The sequence below is a fragment of the Escherichia sp. E2748 genome (assembly GCF_005781125.1).
Classification (GTDB): Bacteria; Pseudomonadota; Gammaproteobacteria; order Enterobacterales; family Enterobacteriaceae; genus Escherichia.
The window spans coordinates 1-17,215 of sequence record NZ_VATP01000018.1 but is presented as its reverse complement, the minus strand read 5'-3'; the positions used below and the strand labels follow the sequence as shown (position 1 = coordinate 17,215).

The following is a 17,215-nucleotide window of genomic DNA, read 5'->3' as shown; positions in this document are numbered from 1 at the left end:
CAGAGAAAATAAATTTTGGCACAAAAATCAAAAATAAGATAAAGACTTTATTCACACCCGGATTTAGAACAAAACAGCATTTTAGATAAATATTGCTCTGTAAAAGATATACCCGCTATTAACCAGGATAGAAAAAGGAGAAGCAAGATGGAAGGATATGAGATTATGTTCAGCAACCGAAAAGTTAAGTTTAGTCATCATGTGTCGATAATTTTTTTACTCAGCGTTATTGGTTTTTTTGCGGTGATAGCAGGAATAGTTCTGTTGTGGCATAATTATAATTTATAGGCAGTGCCTGAGTTTTTCGTTTTACTATCAGGTTATCACATGAAGTAAGCGCTTACATCCACATGGTTCTGTAGGCCGGATAAGGCGTTTACGCCGCATCCGGCAAGAAACTACGTCGGGCTAAATAGCCATTTTGCCGTTACCGCGTACATTCATGATGTCCGCGCGAAAACGGTTAATCAAGGTGCCTGGCGAGCACGTCATTAATTGACTGCTCCAGCTCGTCCATGACCTCTTTTGTCAGACGATTAAATTCAAAAGAGATTGTCCGGCCATTAATGCGTTTACGCGCGTATCTGTCTTTGTCATCAAAAGCCCATAGCGACACCACTTTCGCTTTCTCTTTTTTAGGCAGTGAGATCAGCAAAGAGGATTTTTTCTGAATAAGCTTCAGCAGCTTATTTTTAATCTCATCTTCCGCAAGGCCACCTTCGCTCAGAATAAGATCAATATCTTCTGAAATTTGTTCGATCAGCGTGCTCAGTTCGACATTTTTCTCGGCGAGACTTTCGTCCACCGCAGCGAGTAATTTGTAATCGGAAAAATGAAGCTCCGACTGCACCGGAAACAGGGAAACCAGTTCCTGCGGAACGGATGCCGCCTGCATGGCGCGGGAGACTTTGGCCGGCGACAGTTTTTCCTGTGCGGCTATCTGTTTCTGATTCAGACCAGACGCTTTAAGCGCCATCAGGCGTAACCCGACTTCACGCAGGTTATGTTCTTTCGCCGTCTGAATATCTGCCGCCAGTTTACGAGCTTCATCGGCAGATACTGTTGAAGTGGTGACCAGCACTTTCAGTGGGGTATGGCACAAAATTGCCGCCGCGCGTCTGCGGGAACCATCAATAATTTCCACGCCGTCTTCCCGCTCGATGCCGATGCAAGGGAAAAACTGTTGCAGACGAAGCGTGCGGGTAATGTCTTTCAGGGACTCGCTGGTCAGTGAAGTCTGATCGCGGCCATTGATCTCCTGAATAACATACGTCCCATTTTCAACCTCGTTGGCCGGGATGGTGCGCAGCGAAAAAGTAACATGACGCCCAGTGGAGAGGGTAAAGATTTGCTCCTGAGACGGTCCGCCATCATCCTCGTGCAGCGCAGGGGTTTTGAAGGTACGGCCTATGGTGACTCTCTTGGCGCTCATCATACACCTCCATTGGTTCTGATAAATTCAATGCGGTCGAAGACTGCCCGGGCGAAATCTTCGGCGGCGTGGCGGGCATTTTTCAACGCTTCGCTGCTGCCGATATAGGTGGCTGGGTTTGCCGAGACAACGGTGTCGAAAGACTCACCACAACGCTCAAAGCCATCCAGTCGCGGTAATGCGACATCAAGCATATCGCCGCCAAAAATTTCCTTCGCCAGGCTATGACAAAGCTTATGGTCGGCCTTGTTCGACAGTTTTGACATAAAGCCGATATTGCCTTGCAGATTACATTTCATGCCGGATTCATTAATAATTTCAACCAGTTCAGGGAGCCTGGTTAAATATTTCAGCGTCGAGTGGAAATCAACCTGCGCAGGCGGAACCGGCGTTAACAGCAGATCGGCTGAGGCGATAGCATTTTTGAGAAACGCATCAAGGTGTGGGCCGCTATCGATAAAGATGAAATCGTAATCTTTGCGCAGTTTATCAATCACATTCTCTTTCAACACCGCGTGAACATTCTGTCCAGGCAGGTGTTCGGCGCATAACTCATCCCAGCGTGAGGCGATAAACGCATCTTCAATTGAGGCTGGCAGTACGTCCACGCCCGGCACAATGGAAGGCACGATAAATTCTGAGAGCAACTCCTCACGCGATACATTTTGCAGCATGGCCTGTGCGGAGGTGGCCTCGACCATGCCAATGGCCCGGGTATGGTTGAGGAACATGGTTGCTGAAGACTGCGGATCGAGATCAACGACCAGGATGCGTAAGTCTTCATAAAGCAGGTGAGGGTGGGTGCGTAGCGCATGGGCCAGAGAAACGGTAGAAACCGTTTTAGACACGCCACCTTTCAGGTTGCCGATGAAAACGGCGAATGCCGATGGATAGCGGTCGCGATATTTGGGAACGCCACGGTGATGGTAAATGTCGATAATGTTCTGAATCGACATCGCGTATTTGGTGGAGCTACCGGCGGGGCGCTTATCAAACACATAGCCGCTTTCTTCCATCTCGTTGACGGCGTAGTCCACGCTGGCGCGCGTGAGACGGGGCAGCCGGGCAAGCGCTGCCTTGGCATAGACCTGATAAAACTTGTTTTCCTGCAACTCTTCTTTCTGTGACTGAATTTGTTCGGTAAGAGAAAACAGCATTTTCTCTGAACGTTGCGCAACTTTTAACAGATGGACAGGCGTATCCATGATTTTCTGCCTTTATGCTGAAATGATGAATTTCGTCAAGAATGCTACATACAAGTGGCAAAGTAAACATTTCAGATGCAATAAGGTAAAAATAGCGGGTAGCGTCTCACTTATCCGCTGAGTAGTGAGCGTCTCTGGGCGTTATTCGCCAGATCGGAGCGGGGCAGAAGGGCGAGTCATGTAGTGCTGATGACGTACATAAAGCGTCTGTCTGGATAATATCGTTGTTGTATTGCGTTCAACCTGATGGAACTCTGATAGCACTATTTTCAGCCAATACGCGTCAGGTCAATAGTCCAAAAAATCGGTAATATCAGGGTATTTTTGATAAAAAATGGCCTGCGCAATAAATGTTGCGCAGGCCATTAGGTGTTATTTAAGCTGATGCGGTGGGTAATCTCACTGCGTTAGTCAGGCACCTTTATTGGGTGCTAGCGTGATTTCTGTTTAGCTAATGGTTAAATCCAGATCAATGTTGAAATCAACAGCCCAGCTCCAACGGTTACGGGCCATAAAGTGAATCTGACCAGTGTAATGACCGGGGGGAATCTCACTATTATCACTACGAAGCCATGTAAGTTTGGCGGTGAGATTGGGTGCTGAACAAGAATTATAGGCAGAATTAAAGACGCTTTCTCCACATTGAGTTACGCGGTTACCCCTCAGATGAATCGTATATTGGTTGCCATTTTCATCTGTCACAGGTGTCGTAATTTCCGCATAGCCAGCCCCGGAAGAGAGTGTTTCCGCGCCCATTGTGGGGGAGACAGTGACAAATCCCGCTGAAGCACGAGTTTCTAAAGTAACAGATTTATAGATGGCTGAGTCTGTGTTGATGACCCAGCTATTGGATAGTTTACCGTTAAAGAACACAACGTTGCTGTCCTGTTGTGTCGAACCATTAATGAGAGCAGTGACTGTAGCCTTTCCTTCCTCACGCCCCTTAAGTGTGACAGTTGCGACTCCAGAATTATTTGTCTTCGAAGTTGCAGCAGAAAGGGCGTTCAGCGTCGTCTGCCAGTTAACTGTGGCACCGGGAACCACATTATTATTGATGTCCTTAACCGTAGCGTAATAAGTAGACATATCCGAATCGTCATTGTTAATAAGGTTTTTTGCATACGTTAAATCAAATATCGTTGCTGTTTTAACATCGCCAATAAAGGTGACTCCGGGCGCGGCAAGCTGTGTGCCACTTATTGGCATCGTGGCGGTGACAATTGTTGTGGCTGCGATTTTTGTGTGTCCGGTGATGGTTGCGACGCCCTGGTTATCTGTCAGGCTGCTGGTGCCGTCTAACGTCAGATTTGGGTTGTTACTGGTCCAGTCGACCTGGACACCCTCAACCGGATTGCTATGCGCATCTTTGATTATAACTGACCAGGTCACCAGTTCCTTGTCATCGGCTACGGCCTGGGTTTTGTCCACTTTGCTGTCAGACAGAGTCGCGGTAGCAATGTTGCCAATCATATTCACCGTCACGTTCTGGTGACTGTTATTACTTTCCGCCGTGATGTGCGTGGCTCCGGCCTGGGTGGCAGAATAGGTTATCTCTGTAATACCCTGGTTGTTGGTGTCACTGTAATTATTAGCCTGGAAAATCCCACTGGTATTATCGGAGCTCCAGTTAACACGTTGGTTAATAACAGGATGACCGGATTTGTCCGTTACTGTGGCTTTCAGCGTTATGCTATCACCTGCGATCACATCCGTTGTTGTGGATGGGATGAGCACAGAGACTGTGGCGGTAGTCGCATCGGCACCAAAGCTGATGGTTTCAGATGACTGGTTCACGCCATTAACGGTTGCCACGGCCTGATAAGCGAGCACATCCTCTGAGGTGAGCGTTGCTGTAGCCTGACCCTGGGCGTCGGTTTTTTGCGGACTGCCGGTAAGATGATATTTACCTGTTGCTGGCTGAATCTGCCAGGTCACCTCACTCTGGTTGACGGGGTTCTTGTATTCATCTTCCACGGTGGCGGTCAGGGTAACCACATCCTTGTTATTCGCCATTGCGCTGGTTTTACTGGCGCTGACGTTAACCGGTTTTGCACTCTGTATATCAGGCGTGATGGTTAGCTGAATAGTTTTCTGGCTGTGATTGTCGCTGGATGCCGTAATGGTGGTGGCTTTCGCGAGCGTGCTGCTGTAAGTCACCTTCACGTTACCCTGCGCATCGGTGTTCGACGTTGTTTCACTGAAAACACCTGCGGCATTGTCAGACTGCCAGACAACAGGTTTATTCGCGACCGGGTGACCGGATGCGTCCAGAACCTGGGCGGTCAACGTAACAATACCTTTACCGGCTGTGACACTGGTGTTATCTGCCGTCAGGCTTTGCAGCGTAGCAGACGTCGCGTCCTCAGTGAATTTCACTGTACCTGATGTTGCCAGTGCTCCGCTGGCAACATGGCCAATGTTACCGCTGATCTGATGCTCCCCACGTTGTTTTGAGGTCAGAGATACCGTCACTTTACCATTGCTGTCTGACGTGCTGGACGCTGCCGACAGAAGACCCGTTGCAGGTATCGCCGCCCAGTTGATGCTGATGCCCGGCAGCGGGTTATTGTTTGCATCCACCACAATCCCCGTGAAAACAATTTCATCGGTGCCGTTAGCGAGTGCGTTCTGTTTACTGAGTTTCAGGTCGGTAAGCTGCGCAGTGCGGGCGTCACCGATAAAGGTTACCAGTGGCGCATTAAACGCACTGCCTGCTTCTGCCTGTGCGGAGAGGCTGACCGTACCGGCTTTGAGCGCCAACAGTGTAACGGACGCGACGCCCGAAGCACCGGTTGTTGCGCTCGGTGCTGAAAGCGTAACAACCGTACCAGAAGCGCTCCAGGTCACTTTATGATTTGCAACAGGGTTGCCTTTAGCATCTTTTACTGCTGCGGTGTAGGTAATAAGCTCCTTGCCGTCGGCAATAGCCTGCGTTTTATCCACGGTGACGCCAGTCACTTTTGCCGAAGTGCTGTCGGCAATAAAGTGCAGACTTTGTGAACCTACTGCGGCACCTGTCGCGGTGCTGGCGGAAACAACCACATCCCCGCTTGACTGTGACGTTAGTGTTACCACGCTGTTGCCACTGGCATCGGTGGTGTTCTGCGTGCTACTGAGCGTTCCCTTACCGGACGTAATAACCCACTTCACCTGGCTGCCGATCACCGGATGCTTACTGGCATCAGTGACTAGCGCCGTCAATTGAATGGCATCATTCAGGTTGGCGACGGCAGTTTTTTTGTCGGCGTTAAGTGAAGTTACCGCGGCGGTTTTACTGTCCGCCATAAAGTGCAGGACCGGAGACGCCAGCTTCTGCCCCTGCAGCGTGGCAGTCAGCGTAACCTCTTCCACCGCCGGAGAACTGACCTGGACTGTGACATGTCCCTGCTCGTCCGTCTGGGTGGTCGTAGCGGTTAACTGTGCGGTGTTGCTGGTTGAACTCCAGTCGATCTGGACATTCTTTAACGGATTACCCTGTGCGTCTTCTGCGACAGCAGTCAGCGTAGCGCTGTCCTTTCCGTCGGCCAGCAGGGTGGTTTTATCCGGTGAAATGCTTTTCAGCACGGCGCTTTTGGCGTCGGCAACAAACGTCAGCGTGGTGGTTTGTTTCGCTGCACCGTTCGCGGTGGTGGCGGAAACAGTTGTCTGCCCGGCGTGTGTGGAGGTGAAATGCATGGTTGCAACCCCCTGATTATCCGCAAGGCTGTTGGTGCTGGCGAAGATCAGCTTCGGATCGTTGCTGCTCCAGTTAACCTGTGCGCCAGGCAGGATATTGCCGTTTGCATCTTTCACCGTGACCGACCATGTTATCTGTTCATTGCCATCGGCTACGGCCTGGGTTTTGTCCACTTTACTGTCAGACAGGGTCGCGGTGGTCATATCACCGATAATATTCACCGTTATATCCCGGCTGGTTTGATTGGAACTCGCCGTGATATGCGTGGCACCGGAACGGGTGGCCTTATATTTCATCTCCGCGATACCCTGACTGTTGGTTTCGCTGGCAGCAGCTGGCGAGAAATCGCCAGTGGTGTTATCAGAACTCCAGTAAACTATTTGCTTTGCAACAGGGTGGCCGCTGCTGTCAGTGACTACGGCCCGTAGCGTAATGATATCTTTGCCCGCAACAATATCGGATGTTGTGGACGATGTCAGGGCGGCAACACCGATGGTGGCTGCGTCGACATCAAAGTTGATGGTTGCAGACGATTTGTTCACACCGTTAGCGGTTGCCACGGCCTGACAGGCGACCACATCCTCTGAAGCCAGCGTTGCGGTAACCCGGCCCTGATCATCGGTTTTTTGTGGGCTACCGGTAAGATGATACTTACCTGCCGGTTGGATCTGCCAGTTAACATCACTCTGGCTGACGGGGTTTTTGTATTGATCTTCCACTCTGGCGGTCAGGGTGACCACATCCTTGCCATTCGCCGTTGCGCTGGTTTTATTGACACTGACATCAACAGGTTTTGCGCTCTTGACATCGGGCGTGATGGTTAGCTTCACGGTTTTCTGACTGTTATTGTCACTGGATGCGGTGATCGTGGTGGCCTGTGCACGGGTGCTGCTGTAGGTCACCTTCGCATTACCCTGGGCGTCGGTATTCGAGGTGGTTTCACTGAAAACCCCCGCGGCATTGTCAGACTTCCAGACGACAGATTTATTCGCCACCGGATGGCCGGATGCGTCCAGCACCTGAGTGGTCAGCGTGACGCTGCCTGTACCGGCGGTGATACTGGTTTTGTCTGCATTCAGGGCAGACAGGCTGGCCGTGGCGGCATCCTCGGTGAATATCACGCTGTTTGAGGTAATTGCTTTACCGTTCACCAGAGCGGTAACCTGATGCGCCCCGCGTTGTTTTGAAGCCAGGGATACCGTCACGTTACCGTTGCTGTCTGACGTACCAGAGGCCGCGGACAGGTGGCCAGTGGCAGGTGTTGCGCTCCAGTTGATGCTGATACCCGACAGCGGGTTACTGTTCGCATCCATCACTGTACCCGTGAAGGTGACTTCATCGGTGCCGTTGGCGAGCGCATTCTGTTTACTGATTTTAAGGTCAGTAAGCTGTGCGGTGCGGGTGTCTCCGGTAAAGGTTACCGGGGAAGCATTAAACGCAACGCCTGCTTCAGCCTGTGCAGAGAGGCTGGCTGTACCGGCTTTCAGCGCCGACAGTGTGACCGAGGTTATCCCGGAAGCATCAGTTTGCGTGGTTGCTGCAGAAAGGATGACGCCAGCGCCGGAGGCATGCCATGTTACTTTATGGCTTGCCAGGGCGTTGCCTTTCTCATCTTTTACTGTCGCGATGTAGGTTACAGATTCTTTTCCGTCGGCAACGGCGTGTTTTTTATCCACGGTGACGTCGGTGACTTTTGCCGAAGTGCTGTCGGCAATAAAATGCAGGTTATGAGAAGCCACTGCGCTACTGCCTGCGGTGCTGGCAGTAACCACCACATCCCCGCTTGAGGCTGACGTCAGCATGACCTTGCTGTAACCACTGGCATCGGTGGTGTTCTGCTCGGTGCTGAGTACCCCTTTACCGGACGTAATGGTCCACTTCACCGGGCTGCCGGATACAGGATGCTGGTGTGCATCGCAAATCAGTGCAGTCAGCTGAATGGCGTCATTCAGGTTGGCAATGGCGGTTTCTTTACTGGTGTTAAGCGACGTTACCGCAGCACTTTTATTATCAACCGTAAAATGCAACGTCGGGGAGGTCATCTTCTGCCCCTGGAGGGCAGCCGTCAGTGCCACATCTTCCACAGCAGAGGAGCTAACCTGGGTTGTAGCTTTGCCTTCGTCATCCGTCAGCGCGGTTGTCGGGGCAAAATGCGCGGTAGTACTGAGGGTACTCCAGTCGATCTGGACATTTTTTAATGGGTTACCTAACGCATCTTCTATAATAACGGTTAGCGTTGCGCTCTCTTTCCCGTCGGCCAGCAGCGTGGTCTTATCCGGTGTAATATTTTTCAGCACGGCGCTTTTGGCGTCGGCCGCAAAAGTCAGAGGAATGGAGTGTTTTGGTACCGCTTTCCCGGTTGTCTTGTCTCCGGTGGTGGCGGAAACGGTAACCTGTCCGGCACTGGTGGAGGTGAGAAGCATGGTTGCCACGCCATTCTCGTTGGTTTGGCTCTGGCTGCCAGCCAGATGTGCTGTGGTACTACCGGAACTAATGGCCCAGTTCACGGTCTGGTTTGGTAAAGGGTGGTTGCTGGTATCGGTCACGATGGCCTGCAGGATGATAGTGTCCTGGCCATTGGCGATAGCACCGGTTTTATCGCCATCAATCTGGCTGATCACTGCGTTGGCATTATCCGCAATAAACTGCAGCGCTTCACTTTTAATCATTTCGCCGTTATCGAGATGGGCGCTGATTGTTGTACTCAGGAGCTGGGAACTGGTCAGCGAGATGCTGGCGTTCCCCTGGGCATCGGTGCGAGCGGACGTTGCCGACAGGAGAGCTTGCGCATTATCCGTGGTCCAGGTAACGGGGACGCCCGATACAGGATTCCCCGTTGCATCCACGACGTGTGCAGTGAGGCTGATGGCATCTTTGCCGTTAGCCAGGGCTGACGGCACAGATGCGGTTATCCCGTGGGCAGCAAAGCGCTCGCTGGCAGCGGGAGATTCCAGAGTAATGGTTGTGCTGCTAATCTTCTGAGTTTTGTTATAGAAAACATCGACAGTTGTCTGTCCAGGCATATTGCCGGCATGGAAAGTACTGACATACACACCGGGCGAGGTTTCTTTAAACGCTGAGATACTGGCTGGCACCTGCGTTGGCGCGGTTGCCGGAGAGAGGTTGGTTTTCTTTTGCAGCCTGGCTTTCTTTTGTGGCTTCTGTTGTTTTGAGTTGGCTTGCGTGATTTGAGCACTGAGGTTAGCTGCCTGACCGGTGACTTTCTCACCACTGGCGGTGGTCAGCGTCACGCTAATCGGTGTGCTGCTTGCTCCGTCCGCTGGCAGCGTCATTTTAGCGGCGCTGGCGGTGGTGACTGCGTGTTGAATATTAAAACTGTCAACCTGCACAGTCATGTACGCCGGTGGCGACTGGTTACCTTTCGTATCCAGAGCCGTCGCGGAAACAACATAGACATTCTTCACGGCGTTGCCGGTATGATAATGCGGGAATGTGACGGACCAGGCGCCATTTTTCTCGCTGATGTTGCCGCCGTTTTTCAGCAGACTGTCGGCCTGCCAGTGGATGTGATCAAGGGGATATTTGCTCTTTACCTGCACATTTACCGGCAGGGTCATAGATTCAGTGCCGGAAATTTTATCCTGCAGGGTCAGCCAGATAACCTGTTGCTTACGGTACTCCAGCACAATGTCGTTGTTTCTGTTTACCAGCTCGTAACGGCTACCCATCAGCGTTCTGCTGGCGCCGACGGCGTCTGGATCGAGATGGCTCGCCAGGGATTCGCCCATTTTCCAGTTGAGATTGAGGTTCACCTGGGTGTCGTTCTGATCACCTTTACCCATTTTTTGGTTCAGGCCCACGGTCATCAGTGGGAATGGCGTGTAGTTGACGCCCAGCGTCATGGCCCACGAGTTGCTCAGGCGCTTATCACTGCTATTCTGCGAGAGTGCCACTTCCTCACCAAAGTACTGCTCCCACGCCAGTTCTGCGCCTAACTGTGGATAAACGGGTAAATACCCCTCGGCGCGAATGTCATAGCCATTGGCGACGCGTTCCTGATAATCGTCATAGCGTTTTGAATTCTTCCAGCTGGAAAGTCGGCGGTAACCGTTTGCGCTCAGGCGGAAGAAATCGCCACCCAGCTCCGTACCGACGCCCAGACGCTGATGCTTATTACCGGAGAGCTGCTGGTCATAAAAAGTGTTGACGCCCCACATCCAGTGGTCAGCGAAGTAACGATAACCAATACCGATATTGGCTATATCGCGGTTATCATTGCGGCGGGCGCCAACCTGGGTAAACACGAGATCCTGCTTCTTGTTATCGTAAAGAGGGACCAGGAGATCCACGCTGGCATTATTGAGTGCCATTTTGCGGTCCAGGGTCGCGTTAACTTTGGCGGTTCCGAACTGCTGCAACCACTGTTGCACTTCACTGGTGGCAATCGAAGAAGTGCTGCCGATGGCTGAGGATATCAGCGCATCTGTTCTGTTGCTCTGCTTTAATAATTCAGCCGTGCTGGTAATGATCGAAGCGATTTTTTTATCGTCACCATCATCCTGTGCTGCCGTTTTTGCAGAGTGCTTTCCTTTTTCTTCTTGTTTGGATTTATTCTCCGGCGAATTCGTTGCTGCCTGAGCAGGGAACGTAAAAACAAAGGAGTTCATAAAAATAACCGTGAGCTGCAAAAATATTTGCAGGCAGGCCGTGAGTCTCTGTTTCATAATAACATCAGTCTGTTGTTTGAAATTTGTTAATAGACGGCGGACAGTATTTAAATATATCCGTGCCAATCTTCCTTAAAGTACTTTTTTCTTCTGTTCAAATTGCCTGAGGCAGACGGCGGAACAGTGTATTGCTGACGTTTATTTGCACGTCGGTGTAATGTGTTTAATTTGTATCTCCTGGCCTGGGAGGTGATAGAAACTAAAGAATGTTAATGATTTTTTGTTAATAATGGAATATTCGGATAGTTATGGTTTTATGTGTATTTTTTAATGAAAACATACTGTTGCGTATAACAGTTGCTATAATTCCTGGTAATGTTGTTTATAACTAGAATATATAGGTCTGGTTGCTATGTGAAATCACAGCATAAAATTCCATTATTACTGCGTTGGTTGGCGTCGATGCTATAGTGATTTATCTTTGTGATATGATTATATGTATGTATATCAATCAATTATATTTCTTTGGAGTTGTGTTGTATTTTGAGTTACGTTGTTTGAGTTTTTATTAGGGGTTTTACCTTAATTTGTTCTGATGTCAATGAATGTTCTATTTTAAAATGTGGAATAACCACGTAATTCTGCATAATTTGATTGATTGCAGTCGCGGGATGTATGGCATTATGGGCTGTAAAAATATCATAGTCCAATCAGGTTAAATATATCCATAAATGACAGCATTTCCATCATTTAGTCAGTAGTAATTGCTGCTGAGGTATAACTGAAAAATTTATCGGTGCGCTGATGTCAGTCATAAGGCATATCCACCAGGTTATAAGGGTAAAAGCGATGTTTAAAAGAGTATTACTTACCGGGGCAGGTTTACTTGCATTAACGCCATTGGCATATGCTGACCAGAGCGTTAACTTTTCTCCTGAGAGTGTGTCAGTTGAAACTTCCCTTTCGGTGTTAAACGGGGAGTCTCGCGAATTTGTTTATGATGAAGGGGTTAAAGCAAGCCAGCTTAACTGGAAAATAAACAATGCGCCGATTATTAAAGCAGGTATTACCTGGGAGCCATTATCATGGTTGTCGCTGAATGCTAATGGGTGGACAACGCTGGCATCTCGCGGTTCAGGTATGGATGATTATGACTGGTCTTATCCTTCGCAAAGCCACTGGAGTGACTGGTCTGGCAGTCCTGACACGCACCTGAATTTTGCCAACCAGTTTGATCTGAACCTTACTGGCTGGTTGCTGAAAGAAGATAGCTTTAAGCTCGGTGCTTTGGTGGGGTATCAAGAAACCCGTTTTAGTTGGCTGGCCGAGGGCGGGCATTATTCCTATGATAATGGTGCTAATGAGGGCGATTTCCCGCGAGGTGAGCGTACCATTGGTTACCAGCAGAAATACCGGGTGCCTTACTTAGGGCTGAAGGGTCAATATATTTACCAGGATTTTGATATCACAGCCCAGTTTAAATTCAGTCCGTGGGTAGAAGCGCGTGACCATGATGAGCATTACCTGCGTGACTTGAGTTTTAATGAAAGTGCCAGTAATTCAAACTATTACTCAGGGACTATCAATGCGGGATATCACATTACTTCTCAGGCTCGTGTCTTCACTGAACTGAGCTGGACGCGTTTTTCTGAAGGCAGGGGTGACACAGCTGTACGTGATAAAGTCACAGGTGACTCTGAACATTACAATGATGCTGCGGGTATTCAAAACTATAACTACGCCATTGGCGCAGGGATTGAGTACCGCTTCTGATGGTTAAATGCGTCTTCGGGGGCAGTAAACGCCCCCGAATTTAAATAAAAATTACGTAGTTACAACATCCTGATAGTTTACCCATCCGTTGCAGCAGCCGTCTTGCCAACATTAAGTACCTTTAGTCAGTAACACTCTGGTGAAAGATTCAGTTATCCGCTATGTATAGTAATTGCTACACAGCAATAATCTGCTATGCTGTATAGCAAATGCTATACGGAGTGTTACCATGAAATCAGATGTCCAACTCAACCTTCGCGCCAGAGAATCCCAGCGGGCGCTGATAGATACGGCAGCAGAAATTCTGCATAAGTCGCGCACGGATTTTATCCTCGAAATGGCTTGCCAGGCCGCAGAGAATGTCATTCTTGAACGCAGGGTGTTTAATTTGAACGAGGAGCAGTATGCCGAGTTTATTGATATGATCGATGCACCGGTAGAATCTAACCCAGCATTAGAAAAACTTCTGGCAAGGAAACCACAGTGGGATTTGTAACTCAGCCTGAACCTTTATCGAGTTCTCATCAACTTGCGGAATTTGTTAGCGGTGAGGCTGTTCTGGATGAATGGTTAAAACACCGAGGCTTAAAGAATCAGGCGCTTGGGGCTGCGCGGACGTTTGTTATCTGCAAGCAAGAGACAAAACGTGTAGTTGGTTATTACTCACTTGCAACCGGTAGTGTGAATCATGTCGAAGCAACGGGAAATATTCGCCGTAATATGCCTGACCCCATACCGGTGATTATCCTGGCTCGTCTGGCGGTCGATCTTTCATTCCACGGTAAAGGACTGGGCGCCGATCTGCTTCATGATGCGGTATTGCGATGCTATAGAGTCGCTGAAAATATTGGTGTTCGCGCCATTATGGTTCATGCACTTACTGACACTGCCCGACGCTTTTACCTGCATCATGGTTTTAAAGCATCACAAACGCAGGAGAGAACGTTGTTTCTCCGACTGCCGTAATAATGGGGGGCAAGGGAGATTGAAATGTGCATACCGAGGCCTTCCAGATGTGTCATTTAACATAATCTTTGTTATATGTACTTTAAAATCAATAAGTTACTTTTTTATGCGATTCATTGTACGCACTTAGGCATGGCTTGCGATAAATGTCACTCGGCCCCAGTCGGTTAACAGAACAGCAATATAGAACATTAAGCGCGATAGGTCAGTTATAGACGCGGACGGCGCTGTTGAGTGTCTGCTGTGAAGCAGACATTTAATTAAATAAATGACGGGATAACGATATTGCTCGTTCTCCACGGTTTACGGATTTTAAGCAAAGCTTTTTGTAAGTTATCAATTGTCACAGATCCAAGAACAATCCTACAACGCTTATAGCGTTTATGCCTTGGGGTATACCCTAACTGTGCGACCATCGCTTACCACAAGCGAAAATTTCAATTTCATCTGGCGTGAGCCAACAACAATGAATAGCGGGTCCTTTGGGTTTCGATCACCGGTAGTTACGGTTAATCATCTTCTGCTGTACCAAGGGATGAAAAGGCTCAGGGTTCCTCCCCAGAATACGCCATCAATAAGTCCTGTTACACCGCCAAACAACATACAAAAACTTGCGGATGACCGTAATCCCGGTTGCAGATAAATGGCTGAAGTAAGTATGAACTTCATGCAAAAAGTAATCACAATCAGCCCCAGGGTCAGCGGCGTCCCAGCCCTGATAATCATGCCCGGATTATCTGAATCTCTCAGCGGTGGCTGTAAGCGCCACAACCTGTATCCAAGAGCCGTGCCTGCGAGCAGTCCTGCTGCCATCATTGAAAGGCTTGCGCCAGCAAGTGCTGTCTCAGTGATAACACCATATGCCCCCCAGACAAGAAAAAGCACTGGGAGAAAAAACAACCGCCTGATTGTCATCTCCCGGACATAAAGAGCAGCAAAGCCGCGTCGCAGTAAAAAAGCCAGCAGGATCCATATCCAGACAGGTGTATCTCTTAAAAAGATTGCAATATTCATAAGTTGTCCCAGTTACGAAAGTTAATCTTTTTCAGTACAGGTGAATCGGCACACCATTACTTTTCAGTGGTATTGTTATTCGATATTTTATTTCCTGACCGAAGAATTTTCTGCAACCTGCGTTGTTGCCATAAGGCGATTTTCCCTCGCATGATAAACACGCGTATTCCCCTGAGTATGACAAGTCCTCCCCATATAACAGCTACCACAACGGACCAGTAACTTTCCGGGGTAAACAGAGAGTTAATTATCATTAATGCTGTGCATACCAGAACAGCAGTAACCAGAATCCGATAAAACCGGGTTTCCTGTGCTACCTGAATTTTGGCTTCGCTGATGCGTTCATCAAGAGCCTGGCTGGCAACGTAAGTCTCTTCCGAGAGATCAGAAACATTTATATCAAAGGCTGAAGCAATCGCACTGAGTGTTTCCAGACTCGGCTTCTGGCCTTTTTCAGTTCGCTGCACAGTCCTTACAGAAAGAGAGGCGACTTCAGCCAGTTGTTCCTGCGACCATGCCTTTCTCAGACGATATGTTTTCACCTTTTCAGCGACAGTCATCATTGTTCCCGTTCTCTGCAATGTCTGTGACAATAATACTTGCACATCAGTCCGGCACCGTATACGACACCACCATGACAGCAAGGCGACACGCCAGTGTCATAAGGTCGGACCCCTGCACATTCAGTTGGGTCTGGGGTTGGGTGACAGCCGCAGCTTCCCGTTCTTTCCGTCGACTTCCAGCATCAGCGGAACGTCTGAATTTATGCTGAATATAGAGAAACTGAAGTAAAAGAGGAGCAGGGTTACCCCTTACTGGTGATGCCGCAGTAATGATGATTATCTCGTCTTATCCGGATTCCGGTCACAAGGTTATGCTCCGTTTTTGTGGATAACCAGCTGTCCGTCAGCATGGATCAACATATCATTCACCCGGCATAGTGGATTACCTACATACGGCTCGCGAGTCCTGCGACCAGTGTCTGTCATGATGGTGGACGCAGGGCTACCTGCGGCAAACTCCGATTCAGCCATGAAGCACACTATACCGGGTGCGCACTTTCACTGGATCCACTACACAGGGTACAGCTTTCACTTCAGTATCATCGCGTTATCAGAGCCGATCATCATTCACGATACACTGTACCAGGTAAAGTTTCCTAACCGTGCCATCACGCTATCAGGTATGGTGGCAATGACGTGATCCACTATATCGGGTACTGATCACATTCTTGGCTAAAATACACACAAAACACACAGAAAAGTCAGAAGAAAATGGACTGCATCGGGGTAATGGGGCTGACGCCACCCGGTGTAGTGGAGATGCACTATACCTGTATGGTCGTTTTTATCCGCGATCGCGGCTATCGCAGTGTTTATCCCGTAAAGCGGATAAAATGCGTTTGCAGATTGACTTTATCCTCACTAAAGGATAAAACTGAAAATATCCCCTAAAGCGGATAAACTTCTTGTGGACGTATGGCATGATAAGCTTTCCGATGATCTATAGCCCAACGCAATTAGCAAATGCAATGAAACTGGTTCGTCAGCAAAATGGCTGGACGCAGAGCGAGCTGGCGAAAAAAATCGGTATAAAACAGGCGACCATTTCCAATTTCGAAAACAACCCTGACAACACCACGCTAACAACATTTTTTAAGATATTACTGTCGCTTAAGCTATCAATGACGCTATGCGACACGAAAAATGCCTCGCCAGAATCAACTGATCAGCAAGATCTGGAGTGGTAATGCCTAAACTTGTCACGTGGATGAACAACCAGCGGGTAGGCGAGTTGACGAAGCTGGCCAACGGTGCCCATACCTTTAAGTATGCGCCGGAGTGGTTAGCCAACCGTTATGCCAGGCCATTGTCGCTTTCGCTGCCATTGCAGAGGGGGAATATCACCTCTGATGCCGTATTTAACTTCTTCGATAACCTGTTACCCGATAGCCCGATTTTACGCGACCGGATCGTTAAACGTTATCATGCTAAATCCAGACAACCGTTTGATTTATTGTCAGAAATAGGGCGAGACAGCGTTGGCGCCGTGACGTTATTACCAGAAGACGAAACCGTAACGCGCCCGATAATGGCATGGGAAAAGCTTACTGAAGCCAGACTTGAAGAAGTATTAACGGCTTATAAAGCAGATATCCCGCTAGACATGATTAGGAGGAAGATGACTTTCGCATCTCGGTTGCTGGCGCGCAGGAGAAGACCGCGCTGCTCAGAATGGGCAATGACTGGTGCATTCCGAAAGGAATAACGCCGACGACGCATATCATTAAATTGCCGATTGGTGAAATCAGGCAGCCCAACGCGACGCTCGATCTCAGTCAGAGTGTTGATAATGAGTATTACTGTCTGCTGCTGGCAAAAGAATTCGGGTTGAATGTTCCCGACGCAGAAATCATTAAAGCGGGAAAGGTGCGCGCGTTAGCGGTCGAACGCTTTGACAGACGCTGGAATACTGAACGAACGGTTTTACTTCGCTTGCCGCAGGAGGATATGTGTCAGAC

10 protein-coding genes and 1 pseudogene are annotated in these 17,215 nt (G+C 49.1%); 5 read left to right on the top strand and 6 right to left on the bottom strand.

Annotation, left to right across the window (positions count from 1 at the left end; translation table 11 throughout):
* Positions 1–463 precede the first annotated feature (463 nt).
* The 3 genes from FEK42_RS14825 to FEK42_RS14815 form a co-directional block, all read right to left on the bottom strand.
* Positions 464–1,435, bottom strand: a complete 972-nt coding sequence (locus FEK42_RS14825; protein ID WP_240780413.1) for a ParB family protein — start codon at positions 1,433–1,435, stop codon at positions 464–466.
* Positions 1,432–2,637: an AAA family ATPase gene (locus FEK42_RS14820; protein ID WP_130209509.1), complete on the bottom strand. Its 1,206-nt coding sequence runs from the start codon at positions 2,635–2,637 to the stop codon at positions 1,432–1,434. The genes FEK42_RS14825 and FEK42_RS14820 overlap by 4 nt, the downstream gene beginning before the upstream one ends.
* Positions 2,638–3,084: 447 nt before the next feature.
* Positions 3,085–10,941: an Ig-like domain-containing protein gene (locus FEK42_RS14815; protein ID WP_171022637.1), complete on the bottom strand. Its 7,857-nt coding sequence runs from the start codon at positions 10,939–10,941 to the stop codon at positions 3,085–3,087.
* Positions 10,942–11,790: 849 nt separating this feature from the next.
* Here FEK42_RS14815 and FEK42_RS14810 point away from each other — a divergent pair.
* The 3 genes from FEK42_RS14810 to FEK42_RS14800 all read left to right on the top strand — a co-directional run bounded on the left by FEK42_RS14810 (position 11,791) and on the right by FEK42_RS14800 (position 13,680).
* Positions 11,791–12,714, top strand: a complete 924-nt coding sequence (locus FEK42_RS14810) for an omptin family outer membrane protease (RefSeq protein ID WP_130209505.1) — start codon at positions 11,791–11,793, stop codon at positions 12,712–12,714.
* A 229-nt stretch (positions 12,715–12,943) separates the two neighbouring features.
* A complete protein-coding gene (locus FEK42_RS14805) occupies positions 12,944–13,210 on the top strand; it encodes a DUF1778 domain-containing protein (RefSeq protein WP_130209503.1) in 267 nt (88 codons plus the stop codon).
* The gene (locus tag FEK42_RS14800; protein WP_130209501.1) at positions 13,198–13,680 is read left to right on the top strand and encodes a GNAT family N-acetyltransferase; all 483 of its coding nucleotides are present in this window, start codon (positions 13,198–13,200) and stop codon (positions 13,678–13,680) included. Before FEK42_RS14805 ends, FEK42_RS14800 begins: the two co-directional genes overlap by 13 nt.
* 513 nt (positions 13,681–14,193) lie before the next feature.
* On the opposite strand, the gene FEK42_RS14795 is transcribed toward FEK42_RS14800, so the two are convergent.
* From FEK42_RS14795 to FEK42_RS22785, 3 genes are all read right to left on the bottom strand, one after another.
* A complete protein-coding gene (locus FEK42_RS14795; protein ID WP_130209499.1) occupies positions 14,194–14,694 on the bottom strand; it encodes a DUF6622 family protein in 501 nt (166 codons plus the stop codon).
* Positions 14,695–14,750: 56 nt separating this feature from the next.
* Positions 14,751–15,254, bottom strand: coding sequence for a helix-turn-helix domain-containing protein (locus FEK42_RS14790; protein WP_130209643.1), 504 nt, complete (start codon positions 15,252–15,254; stop codon positions 14,751–14,753).
* A gap of 312 nt (positions 15,255–15,566) precedes the next feature.
* Positions 15,567–15,728, bottom strand: a complete 162-nt coding sequence (locus tag FEK42_RS22785) for a hypothetical protein (protein WP_165382765.1) — start codon at positions 15,726–15,728, stop codon at positions 15,567–15,569.
* A gap of 449 nt (positions 15,729–16,177) precedes the next feature.
* On the opposite strand from FEK42_RS22785, the gene hipB reads away from it, so the two are divergent.
* Together hipB and FEK42_RS14780 are read left to right on the top strand one after the other, a co-directional pair.
* On the top strand, positions 16,178–16,444 hold the full coding sequence (hipB, locus tag FEK42_RS14785) for a type II toxin-antitoxin system antitoxin HipB (protein ID WP_130209497.1): 267 nt from the start codon (positions 16,178–16,180) through the stop codon (positions 16,442–16,444).
* Positions 16,444–17,215 (top strand): annotated as a pseudogene (locus FEK42_RS14780) (HipA N-terminal domain-containing protein); the annotation flags it as partial. The gene hipB and the pseudogene FEK42_RS14780, both read left to right, overlap by 1 nt.